The sequence below is a fragment of the Romboutsia sp. Marseille-P6047 genome (genome assembly GCF_900604535.1).
Taxonomy (GTDB): Bacteria; Bacillota; Clostridia; order Peptostreptococcales; family Peptostreptococcaceae; genus Romboutsia_E.
This window is the reverse complement of record NZ_UWOT01000022.1, coordinates 1-15,695: the sequence shown is the minus strand read 5'-3', so window position 1 is coordinate 15,695 and position 15,695 is coordinate 1. Positions and strand designations below refer to the sequence as shown.

Annotated in this window: 15 protein-coding genes, 1 tRNA gene and 1 pseudogene; 3 read left to right on the top strand and 14 right to left on the bottom strand. The window is 23.8% G+C overall.

What is annotated here, in order from left to right:
- Positions 1-99 precede the first annotated feature (99 nt).
- The 4 genes from holA to EIH23_RS15325 form a co-directional block, all read right to left on the bottom strand.
- Positions 100-1,143 (bottom strand): DNA polymerase III subunit delta, encoded by a 1,044-nt coding sequence (holA, locus tag EIH23_RS15340; protein ID WP_122641295.1) that lies wholly within the window; start codon positions 1,141-1,143, stop codon positions 100-102.
- Complete coding sequence (locus EIH23_RS15335) at positions 1,112-2,377, bottom strand: ComEC/Rec2 family competence protein (protein ID WP_122641294.1); 1,266 nt, start codon at positions 2,375-2,377, stop codon at positions 1,112-1,114. Before EIH23_RS15335 ends, holA begins: the two co-directional genes overlap by 32 nt.
- A 165-nt stretch (positions 2,378-2,542) precedes the next feature.
- Positions 2,543-3,613, bottom strand: coding sequence for a GNAT family N-acetyltransferase (locus EIH23_RS15330; protein WP_243113425.1), 1,071 nt, complete (start codon positions 3,611-3,613; stop codon positions 2,543-2,545).
- A gap of 3 nt (positions 3,614-3,616) precedes the next feature.
- Entirely contained in the window at positions 3,617-4,522 is a 906-nt protein-coding gene (locus tag EIH23_RS15325; protein ID WP_122641312.1) for a DUF2156 domain-containing protein, read from the bottom strand.
- 293 nt (positions 4,523-4,815) lie between these two features.
- Between EIH23_RS15325 and EIH23_RS15320 the strand changes: the two genes are divergently transcribed.
- On the top strand, positions 4,816-5,577 hold the full coding sequence (locus tag EIH23_RS15320; RefSeq protein WP_122641293.1) for a ComEC/Rec2 family competence protein: 762 nt from the start codon (positions 4,816-4,818) through the stop codon (positions 5,575-5,577).
- Between the two features lie 39 nt (positions 5,578-5,616).
- Here the strand turns inward: EIH23_RS15320 and EIH23_RS15315 are convergent, their stop codons facing one another.
- Positions 5,617-6,321 carry a tRNA threonylcarbamoyladenosine dehydratase gene (locus EIH23_RS15315; RefSeq protein WP_122641292.1) on the bottom strand — a complete coding sequence of 235 codons (705 nt, stop codon included), beginning with the start codon at positions 6,319-6,321 and terminating at the stop codon, positions 5,617-5,619.
- A gap of 91 nt (positions 6,322-6,412) precedes the next feature.
- Here EIH23_RS15315 and EIH23_RS15310 point away from each other — a divergent pair, with 91 nt between their 5' ends.
- Positions 6,413-7,165: a hypothetical protein gene (locus EIH23_RS15310; protein ID WP_122641291.1), complete on the top strand. Its 753-nt coding sequence runs from the start codon at positions 6,413-6,415 to the stop codon at positions 7,163-7,165.
- Positions 7,166-7,184: 19 nt separating this feature from the next.
- On the opposite strand, the gene EIH23_RS16410 is transcribed toward EIH23_RS15310, so the two are convergent.
- From EIH23_RS16410 to EIH23_RS15295, 4 genes are all read right to left on the bottom strand, one after another.
- Positions 7,185-7,281, bottom strand: a tRNA-OTHER gene (locus EIH23_RS16410).
- A 78-nt stretch (positions 7,282-7,359) separates the two neighbouring features.
- A complete protein-coding gene (locus tag EIH23_RS15305; RefSeq protein WP_122641290.1) occupies positions 7,360-8,217 on the bottom strand; it encodes a 3D domain-containing protein in 858 nt (285 codons plus the stop codon).
- Positions 8,218-8,437: 220 nt separating this feature from the next.
- Positions 8,438-9,112 (bottom strand): uracil-DNA glycosylase, encoded by a 675-nt coding sequence (locus EIH23_RS15300; protein ID WP_122641289.1) that lies wholly within the window; start codon positions 9,110-9,112, stop codon positions 8,438-8,440.
- A gap of 25 nt (positions 9,113-9,137) precedes the next feature.
- Positions 9,138-9,509, bottom strand: coding sequence for a NusG domain II-containing protein (locus tag EIH23_RS15295; RefSeq protein WP_122641288.1), 372 nt, complete (start codon positions 9,507-9,509; stop codon positions 9,138-9,140).
- A 63-nt stretch (positions 9,510-9,572) separates the two neighbouring features.
- On the opposite strand from EIH23_RS15295, the gene EIH23_RS15290 reads away from it, so the two are divergent.
- The gene (locus EIH23_RS15290; protein ID WP_122641287.1) at positions 9,573-10,616 is read left to right on the top strand and encodes an FAD:protein FMN transferase; all 1,044 of its coding nucleotides are present in this window, start codon (positions 9,573-9,575) and stop codon (positions 10,614-10,616) included.
- 40 nt (positions 10,617-10,656) lie between these two features.
- Here the strand turns inward: EIH23_RS15290 and EIH23_RS15285 are convergent, their stop codons facing one another.
- The 5 genes and pseudogenes from EIH23_RS15285 to EIH23_RS15265 form a co-directional block, all read right to left on the bottom strand.
- On the bottom strand, positions 10,657-12,162 hold the full coding sequence (locus EIH23_RS15285; RefSeq protein WP_122641286.1) for a PAS domain-containing sensor histidine kinase: 1,506 nt from the start codon (positions 12,160-12,162) through the stop codon (positions 10,657-10,659).
- A 70-nt stretch (positions 12,163-12,232) separates the two neighbouring features.
- Positions 12,233-13,093 carry a hypothetical protein gene (locus tag EIH23_RS15280; protein WP_122641285.1) on the bottom strand — a complete coding sequence of 287 codons (861 nt, stop codon included), beginning with the start codon at positions 13,091-13,093 and terminating at the stop codon, positions 12,233-12,235.
- A 50-nt stretch (positions 13,094-13,143) separates the two neighbouring features.
- Positions 13,144-13,455 carry a hypothetical protein gene (locus EIH23_RS15275; protein WP_122641284.1) on the bottom strand — a complete coding sequence of 104 codons (312 nt, stop codon included), beginning with the start codon at positions 13,453-13,455 and terminating at the stop codon, positions 13,144-13,146.
- A 21-nt stretch (positions 13,456-13,476) separates the two neighbouring features.
- The gene (locus EIH23_RS15270; protein WP_122641283.1) at positions 13,477-14,760 is read right to left on the bottom strand and encodes a PAS domain-containing sensor histidine kinase; all 1,284 of its coding nucleotides are present in this window, start codon (positions 14,758-14,760) and stop codon (positions 13,477-13,479) included.
- A gap of 95 nt (positions 14,761-14,855) precedes the next feature.
- Positions 14,856-15,695, bottom strand: a pseudogene (locus tag EIH23_RS15265) (hypothetical protein); the annotation flags it as partial.

Sequence of the window (15,695 nt, the reverse complement as noted above, 5' to 3'; positions counted from 1 at the left end):
AGGGGTTTTTTATTCGATTTAATTCAATTCGCTTAATAAAATTCTTTTTACTAAAAAACCTTAAAGTAATATTACTTTAAGGTTTTTTTATTATATATATTAGCTTATTTTTCTTTGACAATACTTACTTATAAGTATCTCAATAGCTAATGTATCTTTAATCAGTCCATTTTTTATTTTATAATCACTTTCTAGTATATAATTTAACATATCTATTATCATATCGTCAGAGAAGTTTAAAGCTTGCTTTAGTGCTTTTCCGACTACAAATTGATGTAACTTTAACTTTTCAGATATAACTTTACTTGTATATCCTTCTGTTTGAAGCTGCCTAACTTGCATAACCACCCTAAACTGTTTAGCAATCATAGCAAATATACCAAGTACAGATTCACCTTCTTGTATCATATCATTCAATATTCTTATAGATTGTGTAGAATTCTTTTCACCTATATAATCAATTAATTTAAAAATATCATTTTCTACTTTCTTCCGAGATAATTTATCTATAATTTCATTCGTAACTACATTACTCTTACCTACAAAGGAGCTTATCTTATTTATTTCATTATTTAAATCAGATAAAGTTTTTTCACTACTTTTATCTCTATAACCTTCTGAATCGATAAAGTACATAATCTGAGCATTATCTATTATAACCTCTTGTGATTCAAACTTCTTTTTTACCCACTTAAACAAGTCCATATCCGATAACTTGTCGCAATTACATACAATCCCATTCTTACTTATTTTTTTTACTATGTTTTTTCTCTTATCTATATCTCCATATACAGCAAAAACTAAAATAGTACTTTCAGGTATATTATCTAAGTGGTCTATCAAGTATTTTTCATCGCTATCGGTAAAATTTTTTTTCTTTCCTTTTAATAATTCAAAATCCTTTATTATAACAATTTTCCTATCATCCATAAAAGGAAGAGTTTCAATAGAACTTATAACTTGATCTAATATGATTTCTTTACCATCTATAACATCTAGGTTAAAATCTATCATACTTTCATTTAAAGTATTTTTAAATACATTTAACGAGTTCTCTATAAGATAAAATTCTCTACCGTAAAAAAGATATATATTTTTAAATTCTCTATTGTTAACACTTTTTATAATATCCTTGTAATTCATTTTCTTGCTCCTTCATAATCTTTAGTTCCTTATAAGTCATATACAAAGTTATCATTATATAATATATAATTACATATTGAATCTTTGGATTATTTATTTCAATATAAGCAAAATTTACATTACTTATCTTATATAACAAATAATATATACATTCTATAATTATTCTGTTAAAATAGGCTACAAATTTAGATGCCCACAAATTTATTTTAAATATAATTATACTTATAATACTTAAATACATTATAACTCCTATGAAGGGCATAATTATTATATTACTTACTAAAGAAAAAACTGGTATCCCTCTGAAATTATAATATATTATAGGTAATGTTAATATATTTGCAGATATAGTTATAGATAATATACTACTATTAAATATATCTTTAATATAACCATAGAAGTATATTATAGACAATGTGGCAAGAAAACTCAATTGGAAACTTATATTATATATAATAAATGGATTGTTTACTATTAAAAATACACCTATTAATGATAAAGTTGATATACCATCTCTTTTCTTATTTAAAAACACCGATAAATATAATATTATCATAGATAGTACCGATCTTATTATAGATGGCGATGATCCTACCATTATAAAATAAAAAAACATAAATATTGATAGAATAATAAGTTTATACGGTCTATTTATTCCATTTATAATAAATGCTATTATACTACACAAAATTCCTGTGTGCAGTCCTGATATGGCTATAAGATGACTAGTTCCAGTTCTTGAGAATAAATCTTTTTCATCATTACTTAGATAATCCTTCTTACCTATAACTATAGAGTTCAAAAAATCAGATTTTTCCTTGTACAAATATCTAAATACATCTTTTATATAACTTTTAAGATTTCCAATGTATAAATATATAATATTATTATCTATTATGTCATAACTCTTAATATATATTATACCTTTATATCCTATGCTTTTTACATATAATCCATAGTCGTAATTTTCAAATTTCATATCATCTAAATTTTTATATGTTCCTTTTATACTTACATTATTGCCCATCTTCAAATTTTTTCTTTTAGTATAATCTTTAATTAAAAATTTTCCTACTATGTATTCATTATATTTGTCCTTCTCAATTTTATCATTAACAGTCCCCTTTATAATAACTTCTTTATCATTATCATATCCATTATATGCTCTTGTGTTGGTATAAATATATGTCATTAATAACAAAACACTAAATATAACTAGTAAAGGTCTTCTCATCTATTCTCCTAAACTTTTATTTTTTATTATCATCACATTTAGTTCTTTTAAAACATAAAAAAGTACCTTGCGGTACTTTTTATATATATTCGTTTATATAATTGTTATTCTTTGTAAATAATGCTCTTAAAATTTGTTTACTTTTATCATTAGGCTCAATATTATTTAATAAAATGCTTCTTCTATATCTATGTATGAAAAAACTAACTGAGTAATTGTGTTTATATCAAATTTAATATCATAATCAAAATTACCTTTTTCTACACACAAAATTTTATTTTTAAGTGTAAGTTTAAATATGCCGTTATTTTCATCTATATAATCATCTTTGATAAAAATATTTATACTCCCCTCTACATCACTATCAATAGATAAGTTTTCTAAATATTTTTTTACATTTATAACTCTTCCCATCATAAATGGTTTTATTTTTATGGTAGAAGTTCTAGGATTATCTAATATATATCTTATTTTATCATTTACAGGTGCAGATATAGTAACTGTTTTACACTGAGTATTATGATTATATACAAACTTTAACATAGATTTTAAAGACTCTATATTTTTATAAAATAGTTCTCGTACAAACATATTGTCATCATTTATAAAATATATAATATATCCTTCACACTCTTCTTCCTTATATATATATATGTATCCATCTTCACTTTCAACTTCTTCAAATAACTTTTCAAAGTATTCTTTAGTTCTCTTTACATTTCCATTTACATCTTTCAAGAAAAAATCATATATTTCTTTAAGGTCATTTATATCATATAATGTAGCTTTTTTCATAGATCCACTATTTTTAAAAGACTTTAGAGATTCTATATCTATATTATATTCAATTTGATCATAACAATGTTCATATCCGTACTTTCTATATAATCTATAATCTATTGGCATTAAAATCGATACCATTTGATTTTTTTTATATAGCTCTTTTAATGTAAAGTCCATAATATTTTTCATATATCCTTTCCCCCTTACTTGAGGAAAAGTCGATACCCCAACTATATAAGATGTATCATAAAACTTATCATTAAGTTTAATCTTGTATTGATTTAATTGTAATGATGAAACAATTTCTCCATCCTCATCTACTACAACAGTATTATTTTTATTATATTTATTTTTAAAATAAAAATCAGTAAATTTAGGACCATCATTAAAGCAATAGTCCCAAATTTCCCTTATATTATTTTTTTCATTCTCCTTAGCAAATCTAATATCCATAGATTATGCCTCCTTGACTGTATACTTTTCAACAAATCTAACTGGATGATATGAAAGTTTAGCTTTTCTTAATCCTGGTATCCCTAAATCTTCTTCCCTATTTACAAATTCAACATCACTAAATTCATTAACTAAGAATCGTTGATTTATAAATGGATATAATCCCCTTATATCTGGGTTAGCTTTTTCTATATGAATTAATGCCATATTTGGGTTTATAAGCTCACCTATAGTAAATGCCTCTAAATTTCCGTCTATATAAATCCCTCCAATCTTTACATTTGATTTTAATATTTCATAATCATTAAAGATTTTTTTAATTCCTAAAAGTTCATCATCCATACCTTCATCATATTCATTATTTTCTTCTTTATTATCTGCCCATTTTTTTACTAATTCTAAACAAGCATCAAAATCCTCTTTATCAAGTAGTTTATATTCAAATCTACCTTCATACTCTTTTAAAAAATAATTTATATGATTTCTCTTTTTTTGATTCTTTCTACCAGCTAATGTTCTCATACTTTCAGCATCGTATACATAATCAAATAAGTCACGCTCTTCTATATATTCAAACTGACCGGGATAATATTCTTTTAGATCATCTACTATTTCTTTAGTTATTCCTCTGAAATATAATTTTTTTTCTATTTTTTTAAAATAATCAAGTACAAAATCTATAACTTCTGGAAGTTTCTCTTTAGGAGCAAGAGGTAATATTGAGAATGTATCACCTTCATATTCTCCTACTAACACAGCAAATCCATTCCCTATATAATATCCCGTTTTATAAAGGTGTTGCCACATATATAAAGTTGCAAAGCAGTACTCACATGCTTCATAGTCAACCATATCAAAATATGGCTGTAATTTCTCCTTAGCATCTATATCAATATCTTTAAATATTATGAGCTCTTCTTCCTTTAAGCACATATCTATATTTCTTAAAATCATAAAATCCTCCTAATTTTTATATAATGCATTTATCAAATTATATATAAATAACCTATATTCTTCAATTTTTGTATTAACTAATACTTATTAGTTAAAAATAAATAGTAATATATCTTTTACATGTTTATATTACCCATCTTATATTTTTATAAACATGTAATGAATGAGGTGGTTTTATATATAGTTCTTGCAAAATTTTACTAATAATTATTATAATAACACTTTTATCTAGCTGTGACAAAAAAGATATGCTTGAAATTCACATTATAGATGTAGGTCAAGGTGATAGCATTCTAATACAAACACCATCAAATAAAAAAATTTTAATTGATGCTGGAGATGAAAATAGTGAACATATAATAAAAAGCTATCTAAAGAAGGAAAAAATAACTTCACTAGATATTGCAATAGCTACTCATCCAGATTCAGATCATATAGGAAGCTTAGACTATGTTATTGAAAAATACAATGTTTCAAATATTTATATGCCAAATCAAAGTACTGACACTGCTTGCTATAAAAACCTTATAAACAGTTGCTCAAATAAAGACATAATTCCAAATTTCTTATATAAAAATGATTCCATAACACTCGATGAAGATACTGAAATATTAGTTCTTAGCCCATCTTATATACAAGAAGATAATAACTTAAACTCTATTGTATTAAGTTTAAATTATAAAAATAAATCATTTTTATTTACAGGTGACTGTGAAAAAAGTAATGAGGATGATATGATAAATTCCTTTAACTTAGAAAACATTGACTTTTTAAAAGTAGCTCACCATGGAAGTAGCTCATCATCTTCACCAGAATTTATAAGTGAGGTAAGTCCTGATGTAGCTGTAATTTCTTGTGGCTATAAAAATCAGTATGGTCACCCACACAAATCAACATTAGATACTTTAAATAATAAAAACATTATTACATATCGAACTGATATAAATGGAGATATGATTTTTTATAGCGATGGAAATACTATTTTCACAAAACATAAATATAAAAATTAAAATAGGCTATCTCAAAATAGAGAGTAGCCTTTTATTTTATTACTTAATTAAATCATTAACCACTACAGATGCTATAATTAGTCCCCCTACTGAAGGAACAAAAGATATACTTCCTGGAGTTATTTTTTTCCCATGCATTATTTTAGTTTTTAATTCTATAGGCTGCTCTGTAGAATATACTACCTTAAGTTTCTTAATTTTTCTATCTCTTAATTCTTTTCTAATAACTTTTGCTAATGGACATGTATGCGTTTTATGTATATCTGTAACTTCTATTTTAGTTGGATCTAATTTATTACCCATTCCCATAGAACTAATTATATTAAGTCCTTTTTCTTTACATGTTTCTATTAGCTTTATTTTAGATGTAACCATATCTATTGCATCTACTACATAGTCATACTCTTCACAAAGAATTTCGTCACTTGTTTCAGCATTATATAAATTTTTTACAGCCTTTAAATTTATATCTGGATTTATGTCTAAAATTCTATCTCTCATAACTTCTACCTTACTCTTTCCTACTGTAGAGTGAAGTGCTGGTAATTGTCTATTTATATTAGTTATATCAACTTCATCGAAATCTACAATTGTTAAATTACCAACTCCAGCTCTAGCTATAGCTTCAGCAGCAAAACTACCTACTCCTCCAACTCCAAACACTATAACGTTTGATTTTTTTAATTTTTCTATACCTTCTTCACCTATAATAAGTGAAGTTCTTGTTGTAAAGTTTTTTTCCATAATTAATATTACTCCTCTAACTATTTATTTTATTTTTAATGTAGAATATATTTTTCAATTAAATCCAAAACTATATAAAAGGAGGGTTTAATTGAAAAATTTTATAATTGTACTATTATTGTCACTTTTTATTGCTTTAAGTGTAAAAATACCCACTATATATGCTTTTAATAATATAAGTACTTTAAATTCTAACAATATTTTTAAATACAATAATGATAATTATACTTTAATAGTTAAAATTTTAAAAGATACTAATAAAGATAATCTTATACCTTATGCGGATTTAATAAATATTGAAGTCATTGATAATATACCTAATAGTACTACTAATAATATGGCATATATATTATCTTTACCTCAACAAAGTTCTTTTATTGTTCTGTATACCCCTACAAGCAATAACAATTATGTAATTGACGGTATTATAGATAACGTATCTACCGTAATAAATTTATATTATTATAAAGATTTTATTGCAGTAGAGCAGACTGACTCGTCTTCATCAACGAACTTTACTAAAAGAGAGTTTTTAGAGATATTTTTTAAGAAAAATAAAAGTTATATATCTGTATTTAAAAAGAATATTTATATGGAAAAAATAATAAAAAATTCTAATTGTGATAATAATGATATATTAAAAGAAGTAGAAACATCATCTATTGATTATCTAGAAGGTGACTTTCCTAGAATACTTTGTGTAAATACATTAACTTTATATAATGGTATATTTCTAAATTTAACGAATTCTTATGAATTTATAGAGAATAAGAAAGATACAAAAAAAGAAATTTTTGAATGGTGCCCTGAAATAGAATGTTTTTCAATAAAAAAAGAACTCTAAATTAGAGTTCTTTTTTTATTGGCGGGAATGCGTGGGAAACGAACCCACCTAAGAAGCTATTAAATCCTCATACTAGTTTTTAAGAATAGAGGGAAAACCAGAAACCATCCACCCCCAAATTATATTGATAAATTTATAATATCATACTACTAAATATTTATCAATATATCAACTTTTCTTGTTTTATTATCTCTTTAATTTACAATATATATATCGATAGTTTTTCTTCCCCAATTATATACAGAATCCTCATTATTCATATATATATCTATCTTATTTCCTTTTATAGCTCCTCCACAGTCTTCAGCTATAAATGTCTTATTAAATTGAGGTATATAAACTTTAGTTCCATAAGGTATTATACTTGGATCTACAGCTATAGTCCCCCATTTAGGCGTTGTACCCGTAGCAGTAATTCCATGACCTGTATATGCTGTAGCTACAACTGACATATACTTTCCATTAGAGCTTTGATTGCTCGATGTTGAACTTACAGTATTTGTATGTTTTGTATTTTGTCTTGTACTCTCTCCTCTTGATGAAGCTACTTGAATTTCTTCTACCTTAGTACCCTTCTTTATTACTTTATTTGTAGGCTCAGAAGAAACAACTTCTTCTAAAAATGTTTTTTCAACTTGTTTACCATTATGATAAACTATTTTATAAACTAATTCATTTTCTCCAGTTTTACCTTCTTCCTCAACCTTAGTTTCCCCCTTTAATAAATTATTATCCTCTATAACAGTAATTTCATATGGTACAGATTTACTTTCTTTTACTACTTCTTCTATAACATCAATCACTTCTACTTTCATGCCATCATTTAACTTTGTATCAAGCTTTTGACTTATTATATCATTCTTATCATATTTTATATTTTCCGCATCTAAAAGTTCTTCTACATTTGATTTGAATGTAGATATTTTTCTTTCTTCTCCATTCACAACTAAAGTTATTTCTTTGTTTAATACTGAATATCCTCCTAATATCGTTACCGATATAATACCGGTCAGAAATGCAGTTTTTATTATTTTATTATTTTTTAAATTCATAATTTTTCCTCCTAGATTATCTTTATTAAAAATTATTTATTATATTTTGACTGAATTTTTATTATTTTCGTATCTTATTCATGTCATCGATAAATAAATTGTAACTATTTTGATACTTTTTGTCAACTTGACAAAAAAAGCGAAATATGCCTTTGTAGTTTTTTCAACTATTAAAGCATATTTCGCTTAAGTTACTTTTTTGTTACTTTTTCTATTAAATTTATATATTTGGTATTTGCCAATCTATAGGTTTTTTTCCTATATTAATTAATAACTCATTTATTTTTGAAAAATGTTTACATCCAAAAAAGCCTCTACTTGCTGATAGCGGACTAGGATGAGGAGCTTCTAATATATAATGTCTTTTTTCATCAATAAAATTTTTTTTCTTTCTAGCATTTGCACCCCATAGTACAAATATAACTGGATCTTCTCTTTTATTCAAAATTTTAATTATTTCATCTGTAAAAATTTCCCACCCCTTATTTTTATGAGAATTAGCTTCATGAGCTCTAACAGTCAATGCTGTATTTAATAACAATACACCTTGATCTGCCCAAGGCATCAAGTATCCATTATTAGGTATATAACAACCTAAATCATCTCTTAATTCCTTGTACATATTTAATAATGATGGAGGTATTTTTACTGATGGTTGTACAGAAAAAGCTAACCCATGGGCTTGACCTTCTCCATGATAAGGATCTTGGCCTAATATTAAAACTTTAGTATCTTTATATGAAGTATGCTTTAAAGCTTCAAATATATTGTCTATATTAGGAAAAATTAAATTATTTTTATACTCATCTGTAAGAAACTTCCTTAATTTAAGATAATAATCCTTGTTAAACTCATCTTTTAATAGTTTTTCCCAATCATTATTTAAGTTTACCATAATTGCACCTACTTATCTAAATTTATTATTTAGAGATAATATCTTCTTTATTATTTTTATCTCTACTAGTTTTTATTTTAATCACAACTTTATTTGGCATACATACAATTCTTTCACTTGGCTTATTTATAAATCCACTATGTACACATACTTTATCTTTACATGATGCTTCTACTATCTCTACTCCTCCATCATGCACTTTTATGTGATTATAATTATCTCCCACCCTTACATCCAAATCTTCCTCACTATTAATAGATATAGTTTTATATATTTCATTATTAACATATATTTCTATGGCATCTAATTTCGCTTTGTTTATAATATTATTTACTATAAATAAAGCAATAATCATAAATACAGCACTAATAACTAAAAAAATATCTTTCCTTTTCATTTTTCCCCTCCTGGAAGATTATGTTATAATTAAATATAACATACTTTTTCGGGGGAATCATATATGAATAGAAAAAATTTTACCTTAATATCTATTACATTTTTTTTTATAATCTCAATTTATTTTCTTAATACTTATACATCTGAAAATCAATACACTAGAACATACTATTATTTAGGAACAGTAAATGAAATAACCATATTTGGCTTAGGAAAATATAAAAGCGAAAAACTGCTTGATAGTTGTAATGCTATTTTAAAAGATATAGAAAATAAAATGAGTGATACAATACCTGGAAGTGATGTTTCTAAAATTAATAAAAATGCAGGTAATAACTATGTAAGGGTTTCTGATGACACATTTTTTGTAATAGAAGAAGCTATTAATTATTCTAAAATTTCAGATGGAGTATTTGATGCTACTATAGGTCCTTTATCTGATTTATGGGGAATTGGAACTGATAATGCAAGAGTTCCATCACTAAATGAGATAAATGAAACTTTAAATCTTATTAATTATAAAAATATAATTTTAGATAAATCCACTAACTCTGTAAAGCTTAATAAAAACAATATGAAAATCGATTTAGGTGCTATTGCAAAAGGATATGCTGCTGATATTATTGTTAACTTTTTAAAAGAAAATAATATTAAAAGCGCTATTATAAATCTAGGAGGTAATATATATACTCTAGGATATAAAGATAATAAAGATTCTTTCACAATTGGAATACAAGATCCAACTACATCTAGAGGCAACTCTATTGGAACTATTAAAGTTTCAAATAAATCCATAGTTACATCTGGTATTTACGAAAGATATATTGAAGATGATGGGAAAATATATCATCATATTTTGGATCCATCCTCTGGATACCCTTTTGATAATGAGATTAGTAGTGTAACTATAATCTCTGATAAATCTATTATTTGCGATGCTTTGTCTACCTCTACATTTGGATTAGGACTTTCAAAAGGATTAAATTTTATTGAAAGCATAGATAACGTTGATGCCATTTTTATAACTAAAAACAAGGAAATATATTTAACTTCAAATATAGCTAATAATTTTAATCTTACTGATACAAGCTTTAAAATTATAAAATAAAAAAAGATAAAGATTAAATAAATCTTTATCTTTTTTTATTTTATTTATAAACATCAGTCATTCCTATTGTTAATCTTTCAACATTAGATATATCATTAAATTCTCCTTTAACGTAATCTTTATCTAACTCTAAAGCATTTATATTCAATGTTATAGTGAATTTGGTTCCAATATTAATTTCACTTTCAACTTCTATATCTCCACCAAGTAAGTTAACCATCGATTTAACCATCGATAGTCCAATTCCACTTCCATATACATTACCGATGTATCCTTTATTAATCTCATTAAATCTCTCAAATATATAGCTTAATTTATCTTTAGGTATTCCTATCCCAGTATCTTCTATTATTATTCTTACTATTGAATCTTCATGAGTAATATTAACATATATATCTCCACCAGGATTGGTAAATTTAATAGCATTAGATAATATATTAAGAACTATTCTTTCAATAGCATTTACATCTACTGGCATAACTAAATCTTCTACGTCTGTATCAAAAACTATATTCAATCCATTATTACTTGCGTAATTTACAACTGACATAGTTATATCTTCTACTAATGTAACAATGTTTTTATTCTCAACTCTTAACTTATAAAATCCTGACTCCATTTTAGTAAAATCAATTAAGTCATTTATTATCTTTATTAATCTATAACTATTTTGTATAGTTAAGTCAATATGTTTCCTTACATTGCCATTAAAGTCATATATTTTATTTTTGTTATATAGGTTTTCCATAAGCTGAGCACTTGTAAATATAAGATTTAAAGGTGTTTTTAATTCATGAGACATATTTATAAAAAATTTCATTTTTATACTATCTCTTTGTTCACTTTCAATTATTCTCTTCCTCAAAGATTCTAATTTTCTTATATCATTCATATCCTTAATTATAGTAAGTTTGAATGTTTTCTTATCAATATTAAAAGGTATACTAGCAACTTGTGTATCTATTATATTATTATTCTTATCTAAATATTTAATATTAACATAATCACTACCTTTACCTTTTCTAACTTGGTCAATATTTTCTTTAACTACTTTATCATAATCAGTATGAACACTCATAAGAGTCTCTCTACAAATACCTAAGTCCTCATCAATTAAATCATCTTTATCTATACTAAACATTTCTTTAAACTTTTTATTTATATATACATATTTGTTAGTTTCTATATCTTCTAAATATATTGCTTCTGGTATTCCATCTAATAACGCTTGATATATATTTTTACTTTGATTTATTATTTCTCTTGATTTTACATAATATGTAATATCACTATAACTAACAACTCTATATTTTTTATTACGTTCATAATATATAGTTGTACTACATTCTAGCCATATTATATTACCATCTAAATCAATACTTCTATATCTAAATACTCCATTATCATATAATTCATCATTATTACTAGCGTTATAATTTATATTTATAACCTTATTAAAATACTCAATATCTTCATCATATACTTTATATTTAAGTATAATATCTTCATATGACTTACTATAATTAACATATTTATTATTTTTCATCTAATGACAATTGGACTTTTTATGTTTCTTATTAATTCCTCATACTCTAATTTTAGTTCAATCAAGTTATTTAACATATTTTTTTTTCACTTGATATATTTACTAATATACAAACTATTTCATTTGATTCTTTATACTTAGAATATATACATCTATAATAATCTTTTGTCGTTGATTGAATTTCAATTTCTACAGATTCATTATAATTATCTTCACTAATATCATACATAGCTTTTATGAATTTATCATAATCTTTTATAAAACATTTCAAAGCCTTATTTATATCTTTATATTTTTCATATGAGCACATATTTTTTAGTGATTCATTAAAATACATTATTTCTTTATTCTCATTAAATACTACCCATCCATTTGGAGTTGAAGAAAATAATTTATAAAATAAATCATTCTTATAATTTATTTCTGTTTTTATTTCATTTTGATCATTTAATATATCATTTAATTTTTTAGCAATAAGCTGTTGATTTCGATTCTTTTCTTGAAGATCTTCATTAATCTCAATTTTCATTATATATGGATTAATTAGATTTGAATCTACTGTTATTTTATAAACTAAATATGTTTCTAAAATATTAATACCTTCTATTAAGACATATATATTATTAGTATTTATACTAGTTTTTGATAAAATAAATACACCTACAAAATAAACTATTTTTAGACATATAATATTTCCTATGAGCTTTAATTTTCTAGTGTCTGAGAAATCATTGTTATTTTTTATATGTAAAAAAACCTTTTTAATACTTATAAATAGTAAAATCAAATTAATTAATATGGTTGTACTAAATATATCTAATTTAATATCATAAAACTCAACTAAACTATCACTGTAATTAATCATAAAATACATAATTACTGATAAAAATAAATATAATAAAAAAGTTTCTACTGATTTTTTTTTACTCATTGTCGGTTTCTTATAAATGTTACTAATAACAATAAAAATAGTAACCGACTCTAAAACATTACTATTATAACTGATTCTGATAAATATCTTGAATTTCCAAATGCTAACAAACTGAATATATATATAGCATTAGAAATAATATAGGTTATACCTATAAAGTTAGTATATGTTAATTTAAAAGAATCAAATCCTATAATAAATGTTACTATAAGTATCGTTAATGTTAACCTTGATATAATAACAGATATTCCATATAATTGTTTATTCGTATAACTTATATAGATAAGTAAAGCAAGAACTATTATACTAAACATCTCTAAAAACACAGATGTTTGCTTCTCCCGATTATATATTCTCTCCATCTATACTCTCCATGTCCTTTATTAATAATATATATCTGAAAACTCTATATTTATTTTTTCATCTATATTATATATAGCTTTATTTTCCTTAATTTCTTTATCATTAAACTCATATTTATTTAATACAATAGTAAACTCAGTAAACTCATTTTCTTCACTATCTACAGTTATAGACCCATTATGTAACTCTATTATTTTTTTTACAATAGATAATCCTATTCCACTGCCTTCAGTGTTTCTAGAAAGAGTTTCATCAACTTGAGAAAATTCATCAAATATTATTTTTAATTTATCTTTAGGTATTCCTACACCACTATTTCTTATACTTATGGCAATAGAACTATCAAACTCATAAATATTCATACTTATTGTTTCATTTTCAGGAGTAAACTTAATACAGTTAGATAATAAATTAAGCATAACTCTTTCTATTTCACTTTCATCTATAATCATATTTATTTCCTCTGATTCTGTGTCAAAAACTAAATTTATATTTTTTATTTGTGCGAATCGTTCTATTTTCATGAATAAATCTTCTACTAAGTTAATTATATTAGTTTTAGATAAATTTAACTTATAAAATCCTGACTCGAGCTTAGTCAAATCAATTATGTTATTTATTAACCTTTGTAATCTATATGAATTTTTTTTAACTAATTCTATATGATTATTTATATTTTCATTATAGTCATTCACTTTTCCACTTTTATAAACAGATTCTAGTAATTGATTTGAACTAAAGATAACATTTAATGGTGTTTTTAATTCATGAGACATATTAGTAAAAAATTCAGTCTTTACCTTATCAATCTCAATCTTTTCATATAATTCTTTTTCAACTAACTCGCCTATTCTTTTATCTGTTAAATCCTTTATTATTAACATAACATATCTACTATTACCATCTATTGAGAATGGTAATGCATTTATTTCAACCTCTATATTTCCTAAAGTTTTCGATAAAATTTGTTTATTTAAAAATAACATTGACTTATTATTTTGTATTACAGATTTCAATTTTTTAAAAAATATATTTTCTTCATCTGATGTAAGCTTTATTATTTCTTTTATACCATAGTTATCAAATCCACTTTTCTTATTCATATCTATCATTTTTAACATAGGTTTATTTAAGTAAATAGTCTGGAGATTCTCATCTAATAAGCAAATACCATCTGGGAGTGTATCTATTAAAAGCGAGTATGATTCTTTTCTTCTTTTTAATCTTTCTTCTGCCATTTTTCTCTTAGTAATATCTCTAATAACTATGCTAGTTTTATCTTTATTGTATGTGGAGTAAAGCATTTCAATATAAACTTCTTTTCCATCTATAATATATTTTTCTTCTCTTATATTCTTTTCTCTATTTATAGAAAAATCGATTATATATAATTTATCTTTTAAAATATTATTACATGTCTATTTGAATAAAGTATATTATTTCCTTTTAGAATAATAATTCCTTCACTAATACTTTCTAAGAAATTCTCATATCCTAAGTTTGTATATATTATTTCTTTCTCAAATTCAATTTCTTTTGTACTATTAATAAATATACATAAACAACCTTCACTTTTTTCATTAATCAAAAAAGGAGTAAATATAACTTTATAATATTCATTATCATTACTTTTCATTATACATCTAGTTTCTTTCTTGTTTGATAAAACATAATCTATGCATTTTATAAAATAATTATATTCATCAAATTTATTTTTTATATTGACCTCTAAGCTACAATTCTTCGTAAATTTAAACTCAGAAAATACATATTCATTAGCATACATTACTTCTTTAGAATTTGTAAAAATAATAGTTGGATTCATCGCCTTATTTAATGTATCTCTTAATTTTTTATCTTTTAACTTTAAGTTATTTTTCAACTTTTGTGTTTTCTTCATTTCTGATATTAATCTTTTGTTTTTATAGTTTAATAATTCAGTTTTATTATTTAACTCTTTATTAATATTATTTAGCTCTATATATGGTGTTTTTATATTTACATGAAAAATATACCTATATAAATAGTAAATAGATATATTTGAGATAAATCTAATTATATAGTAACTATTAACTTTACCTATAAATATAAATAATGTAACCATAATAAGTCTAGATACCATAAATAATGATATAATTCTTTTTAAAAACTTTTTCTCTATTTTATCTTGGTTATCGTAATTTAACTTAGTATTTATATTCGAGTAAATTATTAAAATTAATATATTTATACTATACTC

What these genes read in the sequence shown, in the direction of transcription:
- holA (WP_122641295.1), bottom strand. Translation starts at nt 1,143, where the DNA reads ATGAATTACAAGGATATTATAAAAAGTGTTAACAATAGAGAATTTAAA.
- EIH23_RS15335 (WP_122641294.1), bottom strand. Translation starts at nt 2,377, where the DNA reads ATGAGAAGACCTTTACTAGTTATATTTAGTGTTTTGTTATTAATGACA.
- EIH23_RS15330 (WP_243113425.1), bottom strand. Translation starts at nt 3,613, where the DNA reads ATGGATATTAGATTTGCTAAGGAGAATGAAAAAAATAATATAAGGGAA.
- EIH23_RS15320 (WP_122641293.1), top strand. Translation starts at nt 4,816, where the DNA reads ATGCTTGAAATTCACATTATAGATGTAGGTCAAGGTGATAGCATTCTA.
- EIH23_RS15315 (WP_122641292.1), bottom strand. Translation starts at nt 6,321, where the DNA reads ATGGAAAAAAACTTTACAACAAGAACTTCACTTATTATAGGTGAAGAA.
- EIH23_RS15305 (WP_122641290.1), bottom strand. Translation starts at nt 8,217, where the DNA reads ATGAATTTAAAAAATAATAAAATAATAAAAACTGCATTTCTGACCGGT.
- EIH23_RS15300 (WP_122641289.1), bottom strand. Translation starts at nt 9,112, where the DNA reads ATGGTAAACTTAAATAATGATTGGGAAAAACTATTAAAAGATGAGTTT.
- EIH23_RS15295 (WP_122641288.1), bottom strand. Translation starts at nt 9,509, where the DNA reads ATGAAAAGGAAAGATATTTTTTTAGTTATTAGTGCTGTATTTATGATT.
- EIH23_RS15290 (WP_122641287.1), top strand. Translation starts at nt 9,573, where the DNA reads ATGAATAGAAAAAATTTTACCTTAATATCTATTACATTTTTTTTTATA.
- EIH23_RS15285 (WP_122641286.1), bottom strand. Translation starts at nt 12,162, where the DNA reads ATGAAAAATAATAAATATGTTAATTATAGTAAGTCATATGAAGATATT.
- EIH23_RS15280 (WP_122641285.1), bottom strand. Translation starts at nt 13,093, where the DNA reads ATGAGTAAAAAAAAATCAGTAGAAACTTTTTTATTATATTTATTTTTA.
- EIH23_RS15275 (WP_122641284.1), bottom strand. Translation starts at nt 13,455, where the DNA reads ATGGAGAGAATATATAATCGGGAGAAGCAAACATCTGTGTTTTTAGAG.
- EIH23_RS15270 (WP_122641283.1), bottom strand. Translation starts at nt 14,760, where the DNA reads ATGCTTTACTCCACATACAATAAAGATAAAACTAGCATAGTTATTAGA.